Annotated in this window: 15 protein-coding genes; all 15 read right to left on the minus strand. The window is 69.0% G+C overall.

Features of this window, described 5'->3' with window-relative positions; all coding sequences use genetic code 11:
- Positions 1 to 68: 68 nt before the first annotated feature.
- The 15 genes from AVJ23_RS15315 to AVJ23_RS15385 all read right to left on the minus strand — a co-directional run bounded on the left by AVJ23_RS15315 (position 69) and on the right by AVJ23_RS15385 (position 15,567).
- Positions 69 to 383 (minus strand): chorismate mutase, encoded by a 315-nt coding sequence (locus AVJ23_RS15315; RefSeq protein WP_084794633.1) that lies wholly within the window; start codon positions 381 to 383, stop codon positions 69 to 71.
- 132 nt (positions 384 to 515) lie between these two features.
- Positions 516 to 2,192 carry a formate--tetrahydrofolate ligase gene (locus AVJ23_RS15320; RefSeq protein WP_058863091.1) on the minus strand — a complete coding sequence of 559 codons (1,677 nt, stop codon included), beginning with the start codon at positions 2,190 to 2,192 and terminating at the stop codon, positions 516 to 518.
- Between the two features lie 174 nt (positions 2,193 to 2,366).
- On the minus strand, positions 2,367 to 2,948 hold the full coding sequence (locus tag AVJ23_RS15325) for an MOSC domain-containing protein (protein ID WP_058863092.1): 582 nt from the start codon (positions 2,946 to 2,948) through the stop codon (positions 2,367 to 2,369).
- Between the two features lie 142 nt (positions 2,949 to 3,090).
- On the minus strand, positions 3,091 to 5,004 hold the full coding sequence (ftsH, locus tag AVJ23_RS15330; protein WP_058863093.1) for an ATP-dependent zinc metalloprotease FtsH: 1,914 nt from the start codon (positions 5,002 to 5,004) through the stop codon (positions 3,091 to 3,093).
- A 75-nt stretch (positions 5,005 to 5,079) separates the two neighbouring features.
- Positions 5,080 to 6,435 carry a tRNA lysidine(34) synthetase TilS gene (gene tilS, locus AVJ23_RS15335; protein ID WP_058863094.1) on the minus strand — a complete coding sequence of 452 codons (1,356 nt, stop codon included), beginning with the start codon at positions 6,433 to 6,435 and terminating at the stop codon, positions 5,080 to 5,082.
- A gap of 112 nt (positions 6,436 to 6,547) precedes the next feature.
- Entirely contained in the window at positions 6,548 to 7,372 is an 825-nt protein-coding gene (locus AVJ23_RS15340; RefSeq protein WP_058863095.1) for a tetratricopeptide repeat protein, read from the minus strand.
- A gap of 3 nt (positions 7,373 to 7,375) precedes the next feature.
- Positions 7,376 to 7,897: a peptidoglycan-associated lipoprotein Pal gene (gene pal, locus AVJ23_RS15345; protein WP_058863096.1), complete on the minus strand. Its 522-nt coding sequence runs from the start codon at positions 7,895 to 7,897 to the stop codon at positions 7,376 to 7,378.
- Between the two features lie 56 nt (positions 7,898 to 7,953).
- Positions 7,954 to 9,276, minus strand: a complete 1,323-nt coding sequence (gene tolB, locus AVJ23_RS15350) for a Tol-Pal system beta propeller repeat protein TolB (RefSeq protein WP_058863097.1) — start codon at positions 9,274 to 9,276, stop codon at positions 7,954 to 7,956.
- A 139-nt stretch (positions 9,277 to 9,415) separates the two neighbouring features.
- Positions 9,416 to 9,856 (minus strand): cell envelope integrity protein TolA, encoded by a 441-nt coding sequence (tolA, locus tag AVJ23_RS15355; RefSeq protein WP_058863098.1) that lies wholly within the window; start codon positions 9,854 to 9,856, stop codon positions 9,416 to 9,418.
- Complete coding sequence (gene tolA, locus AVJ23_RS15360) at positions 9,853 to 10,995, minus strand: cell envelope integrity protein TolA (protein WP_240484672.1); 1,143 nt, start codon at positions 10,993 to 10,995, stop codon at positions 9,853 to 9,855. The genes tolA (AVJ23_RS15355) and tolA (AVJ23_RS15360) overlap by 4 nt, the downstream gene beginning before the upstream one ends.
- Positions 10,996 to 11,073: 78 nt before the next feature.
- Entirely contained in the window at positions 11,074 to 11,553 is a 480-nt protein-coding gene (tolR, locus tag AVJ23_RS15365; RefSeq protein ID WP_058863100.1) for a protein TolR, read from the minus strand.
- 3 nt (positions 11,554 to 11,556) lie between these two features.
- Positions 11,557 to 12,249: a protein TolQ gene (tolQ, locus tag AVJ23_RS15370; RefSeq protein ID WP_058863101.1), complete on the minus strand. Its 693-nt coding sequence runs from the start codon at positions 12,247 to 12,249 to the stop codon at positions 11,557 to 11,559.
- Positions 12,250 to 12,381: 132 nt separating this feature from the next.
- Positions 12,382 to 12,771 carry a tol-pal system-associated acyl-CoA thioesterase gene (ybgC, locus tag AVJ23_RS15375; RefSeq protein WP_058863102.1) on the minus strand — a complete coding sequence of 130 codons (390 nt, stop codon included), beginning with the start codon at positions 12,769 to 12,771 and terminating at the stop codon, positions 12,382 to 12,384.
- Positions 12,772 to 13,138: 367 nt separating this feature from the next.
- Positions 13,139 to 14,701 (minus strand): isochorismatase family protein, encoded by a 1,563-nt coding sequence (locus AVJ23_RS15380; protein ID WP_058863103.1) that lies wholly within the window; start codon positions 14,699 to 14,701, stop codon positions 13,139 to 13,141.
- A gap of 11 nt (positions 14,702 to 14,712) precedes the next feature.
- Positions 14,713 to 15,567 carry an N-acyl homoserine lactonase family protein gene (locus AVJ23_RS15385; protein WP_240484674.1) on the minus strand — a complete coding sequence of 285 codons (855 nt, stop codon included), beginning with the start codon at positions 15,565 to 15,567 and terminating at the stop codon, positions 14,713 to 14,715.
- Positions 15,568 to 15,572 lie beyond the last annotated feature (5 nt).

Genomic DNA, 15,572 nt, shown 5'->3' on the forward strand with positions numbered 1-15,572 from the left:
GCTCCTTTCCTCTGTCCTGTGCCGCGGCCCGTCGGGCGGGCCGGGCCGTTCTGTCGCGGTGGGAGGTCTCAGCCGTCGCGGCCTCCTGTCCCGATCACCGCCTCTTCCTGCGCGATCACCGCCTCGATCATGATCCGCCACATCTCCGCGACCACCTCCGGGTCGACATCGCGATCGGTGGCCTTGCTCCGCACATGATCCAGCACCGCCTGAACCCGGCCCGGGGCGCGGGCCGCGATCCCCTCGCGCGCCTTCAGCGCCGGCGCCCGGTCGGTGTGGCGGAACCGTTCGGCCAACAGGTCCATCAGCGCATCGTCGATGGCATCGATCGACACGCGCAGTTCGGCCATGGTCTCGATCTCGTCGGGGGGTCTGCGTGTCACGTGCTCTCCGATCTGCGCCGCGGCGGGCAGGGGCGCGCCTTGTGGGACGGTGGGTGGGGCGATGTTCGCCAGAACGAGCGTCCGACCGAAGGTCGGCCCACCCGCCGGCGCGGCGCCCCGCCTGTCCGTCGCTCAGAACAGCCCCTCGATCAACCCCTCTTCGTTCAGGCGGATCGTCTCCGCCGCCGGCACCTTGGGCAGGCCCGGCATGGTCATGATCTCGCCGCAGACCACCACGATGAATCCCGCCCCCGCCGACAGCCGCACCTCGCGCACCGGGACACCGAACCCCGTTGGCGCGCCGCGCCGCGTCGGGTCGGTGGTGAAGGAATACTGCGTCTTGGCCATGCAGACCGGCAGGTCGCCATAGCCCTGCTCCTCCCAGAGCCGCAGCTGGTCGCGGATCTTCTGATCGGCCAGCACCTCGTCGGCGCGGTAGATGCGCTTGGCGATGGTCTCGATCTTCTCGAAGAGCGGCATCTCGTCGGGATAAATCGGCGCAAAGCTGGCGCTGTCCGCATCCGCCAGCGCCGCCACCTTGCGCGCCAGCTCGGTCGAGCCTTCCGAGCCCAGCTCCCAGTGCCGCGACACCACCGCCTCGGCGCCATGGCCCGAGACATAGTCGCGGATCGCGGCCACCTCGGCATCGGTATCGGTCACGAAATGGTTGACCGCGACCACCACCGGCACACCGAAGCTCTTGACGTTCTCGATGTGCCGGCCAAGGTTCGCGCAGCCCTTGGTGACCGCCTCGACATTCTCGGCGCCCAGGTCCGTCTTGGCGACGCCGCCATTCATCTTCATGGCCCGCACCGTGGCCACCACCACCACGGCCGAGGGCGCCAGCCCCGCCTTGCGGCACTTGATGTTCATGAACTTCTCGGCGCCCAGATCGGCGCCGAACCCCGCCTCGGTCACCACGTAATCAGCCAGTTTCAGCGCCGTGGTTGTCGCGATGACCGAGTTGCAGCCATGCGCGATATTGGCAAACGGCCCGCCATGCACGAAGGCGGGGTTGTTCTCCAGCGTCTGCACCAGGTTGGGCTGCATCGCGTCCTTGAGCAGCACGGTCATCGCGCCCTCGGCCTTGATGTCGCGGCAATAGACCGGCGAGCGGTCGCGCCGGTAGGCCACGATCATCGCGCCCAGCCGCTCCTCGAGATCCTTGAGGTTGCGCGCCAGACACAGGATCGCCATGACCTCCGAGGCGACGGTGATGTCGAACCCGCCCTCGCGCGGGAAGCCGTTGGCCACGCCACCCAGGCTCAGCGTCACCTGACGCAGCGCGCGGTCGTTCATGTCGACCACCCGCCGCCATTGCACGCGGCGCAGGTCGATCTCCTGCTCGTTGCCCCAGTAGATGTGGTTGTCGATCATTGCGGACAGCAGCGAATGCGCGCTGGTGATGGCGTGGAAATCCCCGGTGAAATGCAGGTTCATCTCTTCCATCGGCACGACCTGCGCCCGACCGCCCCCGGCGGCGCCGCCCTTCATGCCGAAATTCGGACCGAGCGAGGCTTCGCGGATGCAGATCATCGCCTTCTTGCCGATGGCGTTCAGCCCGTCGCCCAAGCCCACCGTCGTGGTGGTCTTGCCCTCGCCCGCGGGCGTCGGGTTCACCGCGGTCACGAGGATCAGCTTGCCGTTCGGGCGCTCCTGCACCGAGTCGATGAACTCCTGTCCGACCTTCGCCTTGTCATGGCCATAGGGCAGCAGGTGCTCGGACGGGATACCCAAGCCGTCGCCGATCTGCTGGATCGGCTTCTTGTTGGCCGCGCGGGCGATTTCGATGTCGGACTTGAATGCCATCTTGGGGGATTTCCTGTTCGAGAAAAGGCCGGTCGTGCCAAGGCTTACCCGGCGGCGCGACAGTCTGTCCCGGCAAATCCGACATTTTTCCGCGATCTTGCGGCGCTGTGCCGGCGAAGGGGTGACCCGTCGTCCCCCATCGGAAACAGCGGCGCGTTTCCGCGCCGGCCTGCCTCAGGGCCGCCAGGCGCGCTGGTCGGGGATGTGCAGGCGCAGCGCATCCCCCAGCGCGATGCGCCCCTCGCGCGCCACCCAGGCGGTCACGCCGCGCCGCCCGCGGGCGGCGGCCTTGAAGCCGCGCCCCTGCCCCGGCGCCACCGCCTCGATGCTGCGGGCCGGGAACTGGCAGGGCCGGTTGTGCATGTCGACGACCAGCGTCGCGCCCGAGGGCGCCTGCAGCCGCGCAGAGGGCGGCACATGGGTGAAATCGGCGATCCCCTCGATTACCACGGACGCGCCCAGCCGCGCCGGGTCGATATGCTCCAGCCCCATGCGCAGCGCGATCTCGGCGATCTCCTCGGCGCTGAGGATGCTCAGCTGCCGCTCGTTGCGGATCTCGGTGCCCTTGGGATGCTGCGCCGTCACCCGGCTGCACGCGGCGCGTGTCAGCCCGCCATGTACCGAGCCCGCGATCCCGTCGAAGCGCAGCTCGATCGCCTCGCGCGTCTCGGCCAGCAGCTCGCTGCGATCCATGCTCGTCACCACGCCCAGCCAGGTCACGTGCGCGATGTGATCTGTGGGCTTCAGGGCTGGCATGGGACGGCTCCTTTGGTCGGCGCCACTATGCCTGCGGCGCGGCGGAACCGAAACCCGTCAGCCTGTCGTCGCTCGCCCCCCGCACATGAAAAACCCCGCGCCGTGAGGGGCGCGGGGCGTGTCGTCAGATCGGATGATCGGGTCAGGCCGAGGGTTCCGGCTCCATGTCGCCCGAGGGCTTGGCCTTGGGCTTGGTCTTGGGAATCGCCGTCAGGCTGGGCTTCTCCTCGACCGCGCCGGTGCCGTCATCGTCATCCTCGGATTGTGGCGGCTCGCCCCGGATGACGCGCTTGATCTCTTCCCCGGTCAGCGTCTCGTATTCCAGAAGGCCCTGCGCCAGCCGTTCCCACTCGTCCTTGCGGTCGGTCAGGATCTTGTGCGCGGTCTCGTAGGCATCCTGGATGAAGCGCTTCACCTCGTCCTCGATCAGTTCCTTGGTATGGGCCGAGACCGAAAGGCCCGCGGTGTTGCCCTGGTAGCCTTCATGCGCTTCGGCATAGTCGATATTGCCCACCTTGTCGGACATGCCCCAGCGCAGCACCATGGCACGCGCCAGCGCGCTGGCCTGCTGGATGTCGCCGGCCGGTCCGTTCGAGACATTGCCTTCGCCGTATTTCATGATCTCGGCCGCCTTGCCCGCCATGGTCATGGCCAGCTTTTCCTCGCATTCCGACTTGTGCCAGTTGAGCCGGTCGATCTCGGGCAGGCTGACCACCATGCCCAGCGCGCCGCCACGCGGGATGATCGTCGCCTTGTAGACCGGGTCGCATTGCGGCAGCGTCAGGCCAACGATGGCGTGACCGGCCTCGTGATAGGCGGTCTTCTCCTTCTGCTCGTCGGTCAGGACCATCGAGCGCCGCTCGGCCCCCATCATGACCTTGTCCTTGGCATTCTCGAAATCGTCCATCGTCACGAAACGTCGGCCGACCCGGGCCGCCATCAGCGCGGCCTCGTTCACGAGGTTGGCCAGATCGGCGCCCGAGAAGCCCGGCGTGCCGCGCGCGATGATGCGCAGATCGACATCGGGGCCCAGCGGGGTCTTGCGCGCATGCACGCCAAGGATCTTCTCGCGCCCCTTGATGTCGGGGTTCGGCACGGTGACCTGACGGTCGAAGCGGCCGGGCCGCAGCAGCGCGGGGTCCAGAACGTCCTTGCGGTTCGTGGCGGCGATGATGATCACGCCCTCGTTGGCCTCGAACCCGTCCATTTCGACCAGCAGCTGGTTGAGCGTCTGTTCACGCTCGTCATTGCCGCCGCCATAGCCCTGGCCCCGGGCGCGGCCCACGGCGTCGATCTCGTCGATGAAGACGATGCAGGGCGCGTTCTTCTTGGCCTGTTCGAACATGTCGCGCACGCGGCTGGCGCCGACACCCACGAACATCTCGACGAAGTCCGAGCCCGAGATGGTGAAGAAGGGCACGCCGGCCTCACCCGCGATGGCACGCGCCAGCAGCGTCTTACCGGTGCCCGGCGGGCCCACCAGAAGCGCGCCCTTGGGGATCTTGCCGCCGAGACGACTGAACTTCTGCGGGTTGCGCAGGAATTCGACGATCTCCTCCAGCTCTTCCTTGGCCTCGTCGATGCCCGCCACGTCGTCAAAGGTCACGCGGCCATGCTTCTCGGTCAGCAGCTTCGCTTTGGACTTGCCAAAGCCCATGGCCCCGCCCTTGCCGCCGCCCTGCATGCGGTTCATGAAATAGATCCAGACACCGATGAGCAGCAGGAAGGGCAGAAGCGACAGCATGAAGGCCTGAAAGCCCGACTGCTCCTGCGCCTCGGCGCTGACCGGCACGTTGTTGTCCAGCAGCAGCGTGGTGATCTCGGCATCCTCGGGCTTGATCGTCACGTAGTCCTGCCCGTCATCCGAGCGGTAGCGGACCTGTTCGCCATCGATCGTGACCGAGCTGACATTCTGGGATTCGACCGCCCGGACGAATTCGGAATAGCTGATCTCGCGGCTCTGCAGCGTGTTGCCGCCGCCCGAGAACAGGTTGAAAAGCGCCAGGATCAGCAGGAACAGGACGACCCAGAAGGCGATATTTCGAGCATTGCCCAAGGCAGAACTCCTTTGAAAGCGGTGTCGAGGCCATTTTCGGCGTTGCAGTGTAACATAGAGATCACCCGCCCCGGTTCAACGTGAATCGAGGAAACGGCCGAAATGTCTCATCTCCCGGCCCATTGGCCACAGCGTGGTGGTCCCGCCCGGCCCGACCCCCAGCGCATCGCAGGCTACCATGGTTTCCCCCTGCCACAAAGCCGGCAGGCTGCGCGCCACGGCGAAGGGCGGCGCACCCGTGGGCCGCTCGGCCACCTGCTGCCAGCCGCCCGGACCCAGCGCGCGGATCTCGCCACCCGTGCCCGCGGCGGACAGGCGCCAGCGCCCGTCCCACAGGACGTCCGCCCCCTGCGGCACGACCATCCCCTGCACGGCGCTGTATTCACGGAACACATGACAGGCGCTGCGCTCCATGCGGATCTCGCAGCCCGACAGCGTGCCGCCGCCGCCGCCCAGCACCCGGTCCAGCAGCGCCTCCAGAGGCGCGGCGCGCGGGCGGTACACCGCCCCTGAGACCCATTGCAATGCGGCGGCCAGCAGCCGCAGCTGCGTGTCGCGCTCCACCCGCTCGAACCCGTCGCGCTCGAACAGAAGGTCACCCGTCGGCGCGGCACCGGCGCGCCCCTCGCGCCCAATCTCCTGCCAGACCGACGCGGCCCGCGCGCCCAGCGCCACCCGTGCCCGCGCCATGCGCGCCGCCGTGCCCGCCAGCCGGTCGACCCCCAGCCCCTCGTCCTCCAGTCCCCGCAGCAGCCGCCGCATCCGCGCCCGGTCGAACCGGTCATCCGCGTTGCTCGGATCCTCCACCCAGCGCCCCTTGAGCGTGCGCAGGTAGTGGCGCAGCTCGGCGCGCCCCATCTCCAGGCACGGCCGGATCAGCCGCGCCGGACCCGACCCCTCCGGCGGCGGCGCAGTCCAGCAGACATCGCGTGCCGGGGGCGCCGCCCCGTCCGACACCGGCATCTCGACCGACGCCGCCATGGTCGACAGCCCCTCGACACCCGAGCCGCGCGCCAACCGCATCAGGAAGGTCTCGGCCACGTCATCGCGGGTATGGGCAAACAGCACATGGGCCAACCCGCGGCGCCAATGCCCGATCAGCGACAGCCGCGCGCGCCGTGCCGCATCCATCAGGTTGCCCTGCCCGTCCCAGTGCCAGCGCAAGGTGGCATGAGGCCAACCAAGCGCCGCGCATTCCGCGGCCACCAGCGCCGCCTCCTCCGCACTGGCGGCGCGCAGCCCGTGATCCACCGTCACCACCCAGAGCCGCACGCCCCAGGCATGCGCCCAGTTATGCGCCAGGGTCAGCATCGCCATGCTATCGCCGCCGCCGGACACGGCCAGCGCGATGTCCGCGGGGAAATCCGGCCCCAGCAACTGGCCCATCGCTTCGGCAAAGCGCTGGTCGAGGCTGCCGCCCGTCTCTTTCATCTTTCCGAAAATACTCCGGGGGAGTCCCGCAGGGACGGGGGCAGCGCCCCCATCAACCTTGCCGCAAGCGCGCCGGCCCGGTCACAGGGGCAGACCACCCCCGGGTCCGGGGTCATTCGCAGCCCAGCGCCTGCCAGCTCGACCGCGCGCGCGCCACGTAATCGCTGTCGGGATAGCGCGCGCCCACCTCGCCCAGCGCCACGCAGGCTTCGGTGACCGAGCCCAGCGCGCCCAGCATCTCGCCCAGCCGCCACAAGGCTTCCGGCGCGACCCGCGCGTCGGGGAAGTTGGAATAGGCATCGAGATAGCGCCGCGCCGCCTCGCGCGTGTCCTCCAGACCCTCCAGCGCACGGCCCTCGCCAACCAGCGCGGCGGGCTCCAGCGGGCCCATCGGGTAGCTTTCGCGGAACTGCGCGAAAAGCTGCGCCGCCCCCTGGTAGTCGCCCAGCTCCAGCGCGTCCTGCGCGGCGCGGAAATCGGCCTCCTCGCTGACCGCCAGCTCGCCCTCGACCGGAAGCGCGTCGGTCGAGGCCTGCGGCGCCGGGGCGGCCGGGGCCGGGGCGGGCACCGCATCACCGCCCAGCGGCGGCGCGCTGCCCAGCTCGGCAATGTCGCACTCGGCCTCCAGCTCGCAAAGGCGGAAGGTCAGGTCGCCGATCCGGTTCGTGCCATCCTCGACCACCCGGCCGATGCGGTATTCCAGCTCCTCGGTCTTGGCGGTGATGCGCTGCAGCTCGGATTCGATCACGTTGATGCGGTCCAGCGTGCTGCCGCCCACCGCGACCTCGCTGGCGCCGGTCGTGTTCAGCTCCTGCTTGAGCTTGCGCAGCTCGACGCTCAGCACCGACAGGTCCTGCCGGATATCGGCCAGCGTCTCGACATCCTGCGCCTGCGCGGCACTGCCGAGCATCAGGACAAGGGCGAGGAGGATGCGCATGGCCTACCCCGTCAGCCCGCCGGCCGCGATCACGGTGACCGCGCGGCGGTTCTTGGCATAGCAGGCCTCTTCCGAGCAGATCTCGACCGGGCGTTCCTTGCCGTAGCTGACGAATTTCAGCCGTGCCGGCGACACGCCCTTCGAGGTCAGGTACTCCATCACCGCGTTGGCGCGGCGCGCGCCCAGCGCGATGTTGTATTCACGGGTGCCCTGCTCGTCGGCATGGCCCTCGATCACCGCCATGTAATCGGTATTGGTCAGCAGCCATTGCGCCTGCCCGTCCAGCACCTGCCGGGCCTCGGGGCTCAGCGTCGACTGGTCGACGGCAAAGAGCACGCGGTCGCCCACGCGCTGCTGGAAGAAGGCGGTCGAGGTCGGGTCGTCGACGCTGCCCGGGATCGGGCCGGTCGCCGGGGCGGCGGTGCCGCGCGACAGGGCCGGGTCATCCTCGAACCGGTTGGCATTGGTGCAGGCGGATGCGGCCAGCGCGCCGACCAGAAGAAGGGCCTTGGTGAAATGCGACATTGTCTGTGTTCCTGTCCCTGGCGGCCGGGCCATCGCGCCCGCCGCGCGTTGTCGAATTACTGAAGCGGTCCCCAGCTGGGATCCGAGGCGCCGGCCGGCGTGCGCACGCGCTGCAGGTTGCGCCCCGAGATGTCGACCGAGTAGAGCGCCGAGGCCCCCTGCGCGCCCTGCGTCTCGCGCGCGAACATGATGACGCGGCCGTTCGGCGCCCAGGTCGGCCCCTCGTCGAGGAAGGAGGCGGTCAGCAGCCGCTCCTCGCTGCCATCGGTGCGCATCACGCCGATATGGAACCGGCCCGCATTCTGCTTGGTGAAGGCGATCATGTCGCCGCGCGGCGACCAGACCGGCGTGCCATAGCGCCCCTGCCCGAAAGAGATGCGCCGCGCCTCGCCGCCCATGGCCGGCATGATATAAAGCTGCTGCGTGCCCGAGCGGTCGCTTTCGAAGACGATCTGCGACCCGTCGGGCGAGAAGCTGGGCGCGGTCTCGATCGCCGGCGTCGAGGTCAGCCGCCGCGTCGCGCCCGAGGCGACATCCATGGCGTAGATGTCGGTGTTGGAGCCTTGGCTCAGCGAATAGACCACCATCCGCCCGTCGGGCGAGAAGCGCGGCGCAAAGCTCATCTGGCCGTCGCCAGCCTGCAGGATGCGGCTCTGGACGTCGCCCACGCTCAGCACGTGGATGCGCGGAAAGCCGGTCTGGTAGCTGGTATAGAGCACCCGGTCGCCCGAGGGCGAAAAGCGCGGCGCCAGCACGATGGCCCCCCCGTCGGTCAGGTACTGGATGTTGGCGCCGTCGTAATCCATGATCGCCAGCCGCTTGACGCGTTCTCCCTTGGGCCCGGTCTCCGAGACGAAGGCGACGCGGCTGTCGAAATAGGGATCCTCGCCGGTCAGCCGGGAATAGACCTGGTCGGCCACCTTGTGGGCCAGCCGGCGCCAGCCCTCGGCGGGGGCGGCGAACTGCATGCCCTGGCCCAGCTCCTGCCCGGCAAAGACATCCCAGGCGCGGAACTTGACCACGACACGCCCCGCGCCATCGGCGCTGACCGAGCCGGTGATCAGCGCCTGCGCGTTGATCGCCTTCCAGTCGGCGAACTGCACCGGCGCGCCAAAGCTGGTGACCTGCGCGATATGCGCCTCGCGCGGGATCTCGCGGAACAGGCCCGTACCGGTCAGGTCATCGGCCACCACGCGGCTGATCTGGTCGGCATATTGCTGCGCCTCGGGCGTCTCGGCCACGAAACTGGGCACCGCGTAGGGCATGGGTTCGACCACACCCTCGGTGATCTCGATCCGCAGCGGCTCTTGCGCCTGTACCGCGGCAGGAAGAAACGCCAGCCCGAGGGCCAGCGAAAGGGAGGCGAGAAACGCTTTCATTTCCGGTTCCTCCTTCGGGAACTGCTCGACACCGTCAACCGGCAGGTCTGCGCCCGCCCTGCCCCACCATACCGGTGTTTACGATCTGGCAAAATAGCGTTTAACCGATGATCCGGCGGGGAATTGCCGAAAACCGGGCTCATTTTGCCGGTTTCGCGGGGGAAAAGCACAGTTCGACGCGCCGCCACTCGGCATAGCGCTCGCGCGGGAGGGGGTAGCCGCTGCTGCCCTGGCAGCGCAGCACCGCGCGCCGGGCAGCGCCGAAGGCCCGGCGGATCGCCCCGGGATCGCCGCCCGAGGCATGGCGCAGGGTCAGGCTGTCGGGCTTGACCCGCCCGTCGGGCGTCAGCGCAAAGCCCAGCGTCAGCGACACGCGCGCCGCCCGGTCGGCCGGATCGAGAACCCAGCACCGCTGTACGGCAGCGGCGAACTGCGCCGCATAGTCCGACCCCGCTCCGCCGCTGTCGCTGGTGCAGTCGGGGGCGGCATAGATCACCGGCTCGGGCCGCGTCTCGGCAGCCCCTGCATCGACGGCCAGGACACAGAGGCCCAGCGCAAGGACAGGCAGCCAGCGGGTCATCTCAGGCGCATGTCCTCGGGGTTGAAGACCATCTCGACCTCGCGCCAGGTCTCGTACTTGTCGGCCGGCAGGTCGTAGCCATTCGGCAACTGGCAGCGCAGCACGGCGCGGCGTGCCGCCTGGAACGCCGTCTCGGCCGCCGCGCCCGAGCCGCCATCCGCCTCGATCAGGCGGACATTGCCCTGCACGCGGCCGTCGCGATCCAGCGCAAAGCCGACGGTCACGGTCACGTTCGCCGCCTGGGATCCGACATCGACCCGCCAGCAGGACTGCACCGCCAACCGGAAGGCGTCCTGTTCGCCCCGCGACAGCGGCGGACCGGTCCCGGCCGGGCCGGTGCCGCCCGAAAGCGCCTCGCTCAGCGCCGCGTTCAGCGCGTCATCGAGTGGCGAGCCGCTTGCGGCAGTGTCGGAGGGCTCTGCCGGCGCCGCATCGGCGGTGTCGGACGGGGTGGCGTCCGGCTCGGGCGCGGCGGCGGTCAAGGTTTCGGGCCGGGCGCGGGGGCGCACGGAGCTCGACGGCGCCCGCGCGGCCGGCGCATCGGCGGCCGGCTCGTCGGCCTCGGTCACGATGCGGGTCGCGGTCTCGGGCGGGGCGGTTTCCTCCTGCGCCTCTTCGGCCACGTCAGGGCTGTCGGCATCGGGCGTGGCGGCGCGCTGGGTCTCTTCGGCCTCGACGGCCTCGGGATTGGGCGGCGCGACCGGATCGGGCGCGACGCGCGGCGCCGGCCGGGGCACCGGGCGCAACGAGGTCTGCGGCGCAAGGCTGCGCGGCGCCGGTTCGGGCACCAACTGCGTCGGCGCGTCGGGCTGCTGCGCGGGATCCGGCTCGGGCGCGGGCTGCGGCTGCGGCTCTGGTTCCGGCTGAGGTTCTGGCTCGGGCTGCGGTTCAGGCTGCGGCTCTGGTTCCGGCTCGGGCTGCGGCTCCGGTTCGGGCTCCGGCTCCGGTTCGGGCTGCGGCTCCGGTTCGGGGGCCGGCTGTGGCGCCGGGGCGGCGTCGGGTTCGGGGCCCGGGGCCGGGCTGGGCTCGGGCGCCGGGGCGTCCTCGTCCGCAACCCCGGCAGAGAGCGCGGCGAACTCGTCCTCGGAGAGCACCGTCACGTCGGCCACCTGCACGCTGGGCGGATCGTCGCTGAACACGCCGCCGAACATGACATACAGGATCAGAAGGGCGTGCGCCCCACCCGATATATAGAACCCGTGCGACATCGCCCGGCCTCAGGGATCGCGGCCGTCGAGCGCCGGGCCACCGGTTTCGGTCACCAGTCCGATCGAGGAGAACCCGCCCGCGTTCAGCGCGCCCATGATCTCGGCCACCTGCCGGTAGGGCACGTTGCCGTCGGCCCGCAGATAGACCCGGTCATCCGCACGCTCGGCCGCGATGGCGCGCAGCCGCGGCACGAGATCCTCGCGCGCGATCTCGGTCGACATGATCGCCACCGACCCGTCGGCGGCGACAGTGACCGCCAGCGGCTCCTCGGTGTCCGAGGGCAGCGTCTGCGCGGCGGTCTTGGGCAGTTCGACCGGGACGCCCACGGTCAGCAGCGGTGCCGCCACCATGAAGATGATCAACAGCACCATCATCACGTCCACGAAGGGCGTGACGTTGATCTCGGCCATGGGCTGGCTGCGGGCGCGGCGGCCGCGCCGCCTGCGGCCCCCGCCGCCGCCTCCGGAACTGGTGACACCCGCGCCCATGGCTCAGGAATCCAGCTGGCGCGAGAGGATGGTCGAGAACTCGTCGGCAAAGGCCTCGTAGCCGCCGATGATCCGGTCGCTGTCGGCCGAGAACTTGTTGTAGAAGATCACCGCCGGGATCGCGGCCAGCAGGCCCAGCCCGGTGGCCAGCAGCGCCTCGGCGATGCCGGGCGCCACGACGACCAGCGAGGTGTTCTGCTGCTCGGCGATCTCGATGAAGCTGTTCATGATGCCGAAGACCGTGCCGAAGAGCCCGATGAAGGGCGTGGTCGAGCCGACCGTGGCCAGGACCGGCAGCCCGCGCTGCAGCGTGTCGGCCTCTTTCTGGATGGCCACGTCCATGCTGCGGTCGATGCGCTGCTGGGCATTGGCGATCAGCCCGCCATCGTCTCGATGGCTGCGGCGCCATTCCAGCATGCCGGCGGCAAAGACCCGCTGCGCGCGGCCGCGCGGCTCGGGGCCCAGCTGCTCGAACAGCTCGTCCAGCGGCTCGCCCGACCAGAAGGCCTGGTCGAAGCGGCGTGCCTCGCGCCGCGCGGCGCGGTACGAGATGAATTTCTCGATGATGATGGCCCAGGCCCAGATCGATGCCGCGATCAGCATGAGCATGACGATCTTCACCGTCAGGGTTGCGCGCAGGTAGAGCCCCCACATGGAGAAATCGATCTCCTGCGCCAGCACAAGCGTGTCTTCCATGAACCTGCTCTTTTTTGTCCGGCCCGTCTCTGCAGGCCCTTTTTCATATGGTGTAGCCGATTTTCAGGGGAAAGACCATAGATCCGCGTCGGCGGCGCGGCGCCGGTCCGCGCTTTCCCGCCGGTGGCGCGCTCAGTGCACGTGACGGCGCAGCGCGGCCGGCAGGCGCACCGGGTGGCCCTCGGTGGTCACGCAGACGGCGGTGACCTCGGCGCGGAACACGCAATCCTCGTCGCGCATGACCTCCTGTCCCATGACCAGCCGCACGCCGGTCAGGCTGCGCACCGTGGTGCGGACTTCCAGCGCCTCGTCATATTTCGCGGGCAACAGGTAGTCGGCCTCGATCCGGCGCACGACGAAGACGATGCCGTCGCGCTCGCGCATGGCGTTCTGGTCGAGCCCCTGCGCCTTGACCCAGTCCGAGCGCGCACGCTCGATGAATTTCAGGTAGTTGGCGTGATAGACGATCCCCGCCATGTCGGTGTCTTCGTAATAGACGCGGATCGGGAAACGATGGGTCATGGCGCTCTCCGTGCAACACGGCCGCGACCCTATGCGTACGGGGCCGGACGGGCAACCAGAGGGGCCGGCCGTGGACCTCACACCACCTCGATCACCGATGTGTCGATCGCCTGCCCACCGCGTCCGGCAAGTCCGATTACCACGGGTATGCGGGCAACACGGCCACGGAGAGCTGGGACCGGTTCGACCGGGAAATGGCGCGCATCTTTCCGGGCTGAACGGCCAGGTCCGGGCCGCAAGCCGCTTCGAAGCGGCTTGGATCAAGCGGCTTCGAAGCCGCTTTCCACGCGATTTGCAAATCGCGTCAGTCAAGACCTTTCGAAAGGTCTTGCCGCCCCGTGCCACGGTCCTGCCAGGCCCCGCCCGCTCAGGCCAGCGCGCCGATGACCGCGTCGGTGCGGGTGACGAGGGCGACGTTCTGCATGGCGTAGTCGATGCTGGCGCGGTGCCAGTCGGCATTCATGGTCGAGCAGCCATCCTCGGGGATGACCATGACATAGCCCTTGTCGGCGCCGGTGCGGGCGGTGTGCTCGATCGACATGTTGGTCCAGGCGCCGGTCTCGATCAGGATGTCGCGGCCTTCGGCGCGCAGCACCGTCTCGAGCGAGGTGCCCTCCCAGGCGCTCATGCGCATCTTCTCGACCACGTGGTCGCCGGGCTGGGGCTCCAACCCCTCGACAGGCGCGCCACCCCAGGTGCCGCGCACCAGCGCATTCTCGTCGATCACCCCTTCGAAAAGCGGCGCGTTCAGGGTGAAGCCCGGCGCGCCGGGATGGACGAGGAAATGCACGTGGATCACCGGCACGCCAAGCTCACGGCAGCGCGCCGCCAGCCGGGCGATATTGGCGATGGCGTTCTGCTCGCGGCAATGGGCCGGGCTGCCGGAGGCGGCAAAGGCGCCGCCCTCGATCACCACGTCGTTCTGCATGTCCTGGATGATCAGCGCGCAGCGCGATGCGTCCAGCCGCAGCGCCTCGTCGCCCCCCGATGGCGCTGGCGCGCGGGCGGGCGGACGGGCGCGCATGAAGGGCTCGCCCCGCGGGCCGATCTTTACCGGGATCGCGTAGACGCTGGTCGAGGCCGCCACGTAGAGCGTGCGCCAGTCCGCCCCGCCCCAGTGCAGGTTGGCGGATTTCTCGGGGATCGCCACCTTGCCGATCAGCCGCCCCGACGGCGCATAGACCCAGAGCCCGCCGGGCGCGGTGACCCAGACATTGCCGGCCTGGTCGCATTTCATCCCGTCGGGCACGCCCTCTTTCAGGCTGTCGCGGATGCCGCTGGCAAAGATGCGCCCGTTGGACAGCCGGCCGCCCGCGCCCACGTCGTAGACGCGGATATTGGCCTGCTCGGTATCGTTGACATACAGCAGCGACTCGTCCGGCGAAAAGCACAGCCCGTTGGGCATGGTAAAGAGGTAGCGGTCCACGACCAGCTGCGGATCGTCGCCGGGGCGGTGGTTCGGGGGCAGGCGGAACACGCCCTGCCAGCCCAGATCGCGCGGGCGCTCGATGCCGAAGCCGGGCATGCGTCCGTACCACGGATCGGTGAACCAGACCGAGCCGTCGGATTTCACCACGATGTCATTGGGCGAGTTCAGCTCGCGCCCCTCGAAATGCGAGGCCAGCACCTCGCGCGTGCCGTCCGGGCGAAAGCGCGTCACGCTCGAGGTGGAGTGCTCGCAGACCAGCAGGTTCAGATCGGCATCATAGGTCATGCCGTTGCCCTTGTGCGAGGGGCGCAGCACCTCGCGCACGCCGGACGTGTCCAGCCGCCGGCGCACGTCACCCGGCATGTCCGAGAACAGCAGGTAGTGATCGGTCGGATGCCAGATCGGGCCCTCGGTGAAGGTGAAGCCGGACCCGGCCTGCCGGACGGGGGCATGTTCGTCGATCAGGTCGCGGAACGCGGGGTCGAGCGCCTCATGTGCCATCTGCGTCCTCCTCAGGCCGGGAACCAGTCGCGGCGCGGCACCGACTGCACCACCGGGCCGGGGATCTCCATGCCCAGCCGGCCGGTGACCCGGCCCTGCTCGACCCGGGCGGGCGCATCATGAATGGGCAGCAGGAATTTCGCGCCGGAATACATCAGCTTGCGGATCGCGCCCTTCTCCATCCGCTTGGAGTTCCCGTGATTGCCGGTGACCTGGTATTCCTCGGGGCCGAAGGTGCGGACGGGCTCGATGATCTGGTCGTTGAAATCGTAGATCACGTCGCCGCAGATCGTCGCGCGGCCCTCGTCTGTGTCCACATGCACGTTCATCGAGCCCTCGGTATGCGCGCCCGCCTCTTCGAGATAGACCCCGGGGATCAGCTCCACCGGCCCCGAGATCGCCAGATCCTCCAGCCGCAGCGCGCCGGGGTGGTGCAGCCGCTCGACAAGGTGGATGATGTCGGGCTTGGGATATTGCGGGTGCATCAGCCCCGAGACGGAATATTCCAGCTCGCGCCGGTTGATGACCACGGTGGTGTTCATCGGGAAATGGTCGTCCTTGCCGGCATGGTCGATATGCAGGTGCGTGTGCAGCACGTAGCGCACGTCGCCCGGCTTGACCCCGTGATTGGCCAGCTGGCGTTCGATCATGTTCTCGTGGAACTGCAACCCGCGCATGCCCAGCGTTTCCATGATGGCATTGTCGCGATAGCCGGTGTCCACGACGATGGGATAGGTCCCGCCGAGGATCAGGAAGCCGTAGACCGGCACGCGGCGGGTGCGCCCGCAATCCCGGCCGAGCACGAGAAAGCTGCTCTCCAGCTCGATATCCCCGTAGTCGAGTATCTTGATTTCCAGTCCCATCATGTCCT

Source organism: Pseudoponticoccus marisrubri (genome assembly GCF_001482405.1).
GTDB lineage: Bacteria > Pseudomonadota > Alphaproteobacteria > Rhodobacterales > Rhodobacteraceae > Pseudoponticoccus > Pseudoponticoccus marisrubri.

Bases quoted from the DNA above. Each gene is read 5' to 3' on its own strand.
- AVJ23_RS15320 (WP_058863091.1), bottom strand. From the start codon at position 2,192: ATGGCATTCAAGTCCGACATCGAAATCGCCCGCGCGGCCAACAAGAAG.
- AVJ23_RS15325 (WP_058863092.1), bottom strand. From the start codon at position 2,948: ATGCCAGCCCTGAAGCCCACAGATCACATCGCGCACGTGACCTGGCTG.
- tilS (WP_058863094.1), bottom strand. From the start codon at position 6,435: ATGAAAGAGACGGGCGGCAGCCTCGACCAGCGCTTTGCCGAAGCGATG.
- AVJ23_RS15340 (WP_058863095.1), bottom strand. From the start codon at position 7,372: ATGCGCATCCTCCTCGCCCTTGTCCTGATGCTCGGCAGTGCCGCGCAG.
- pal (WP_058863096.1), bottom strand. From the start codon at position 7,897: ATGTCGCATTTCACCAAGGCCCTTCTTCTGGTCGGCGCGCTGGCCGCA.
- tolB (WP_058863097.1), bottom strand. From the start codon at position 9,276: ATGAAAGCGTTTCTCGCCTCCCTTTCGCTGGCCCTCGGGCTGGCGTTT.
- tolA (WP_058863098.1), bottom strand. From the start codon at position 9,856: ATGACCCGCTGGCTGCCTGTCCTTGCGCTGGGCCTCTGTGTCCTGGCC.
- tolR (WP_058863100.1), bottom strand. From the start codon at position 11,553: ATGGGCGCGGGTGTCACCAGTTCCGGAGGCGGCGGCGGGGGCCGCAGG.
- tolQ (WP_058863101.1), bottom strand. From the start codon at position 12,249: ATGGAAGACACGCTTGTGCTGGCGCAGGAGATCGATTTCTCCATGTGG.
- ybgC (WP_058863102.1), bottom strand. From the start codon at position 12,771: ATGACCCATCGTTTCCCGATCCGCGTCTATTACGAAGACACCGACATG.
- AVJ23_RS15380 (WP_058863103.1), bottom strand. From the start codon at position 14,701: ATGGCACATGAGGCGCTCGACCCCGCGTTCCGCGACCTGATCGACGAA.
- AVJ23_RS15385 (WP_240484674.1), bottom strand. From the start codon at position 15,567: ATGATGGGACTGGAAATCAAGATACTCGACTACGGGGATATCGAGCTG.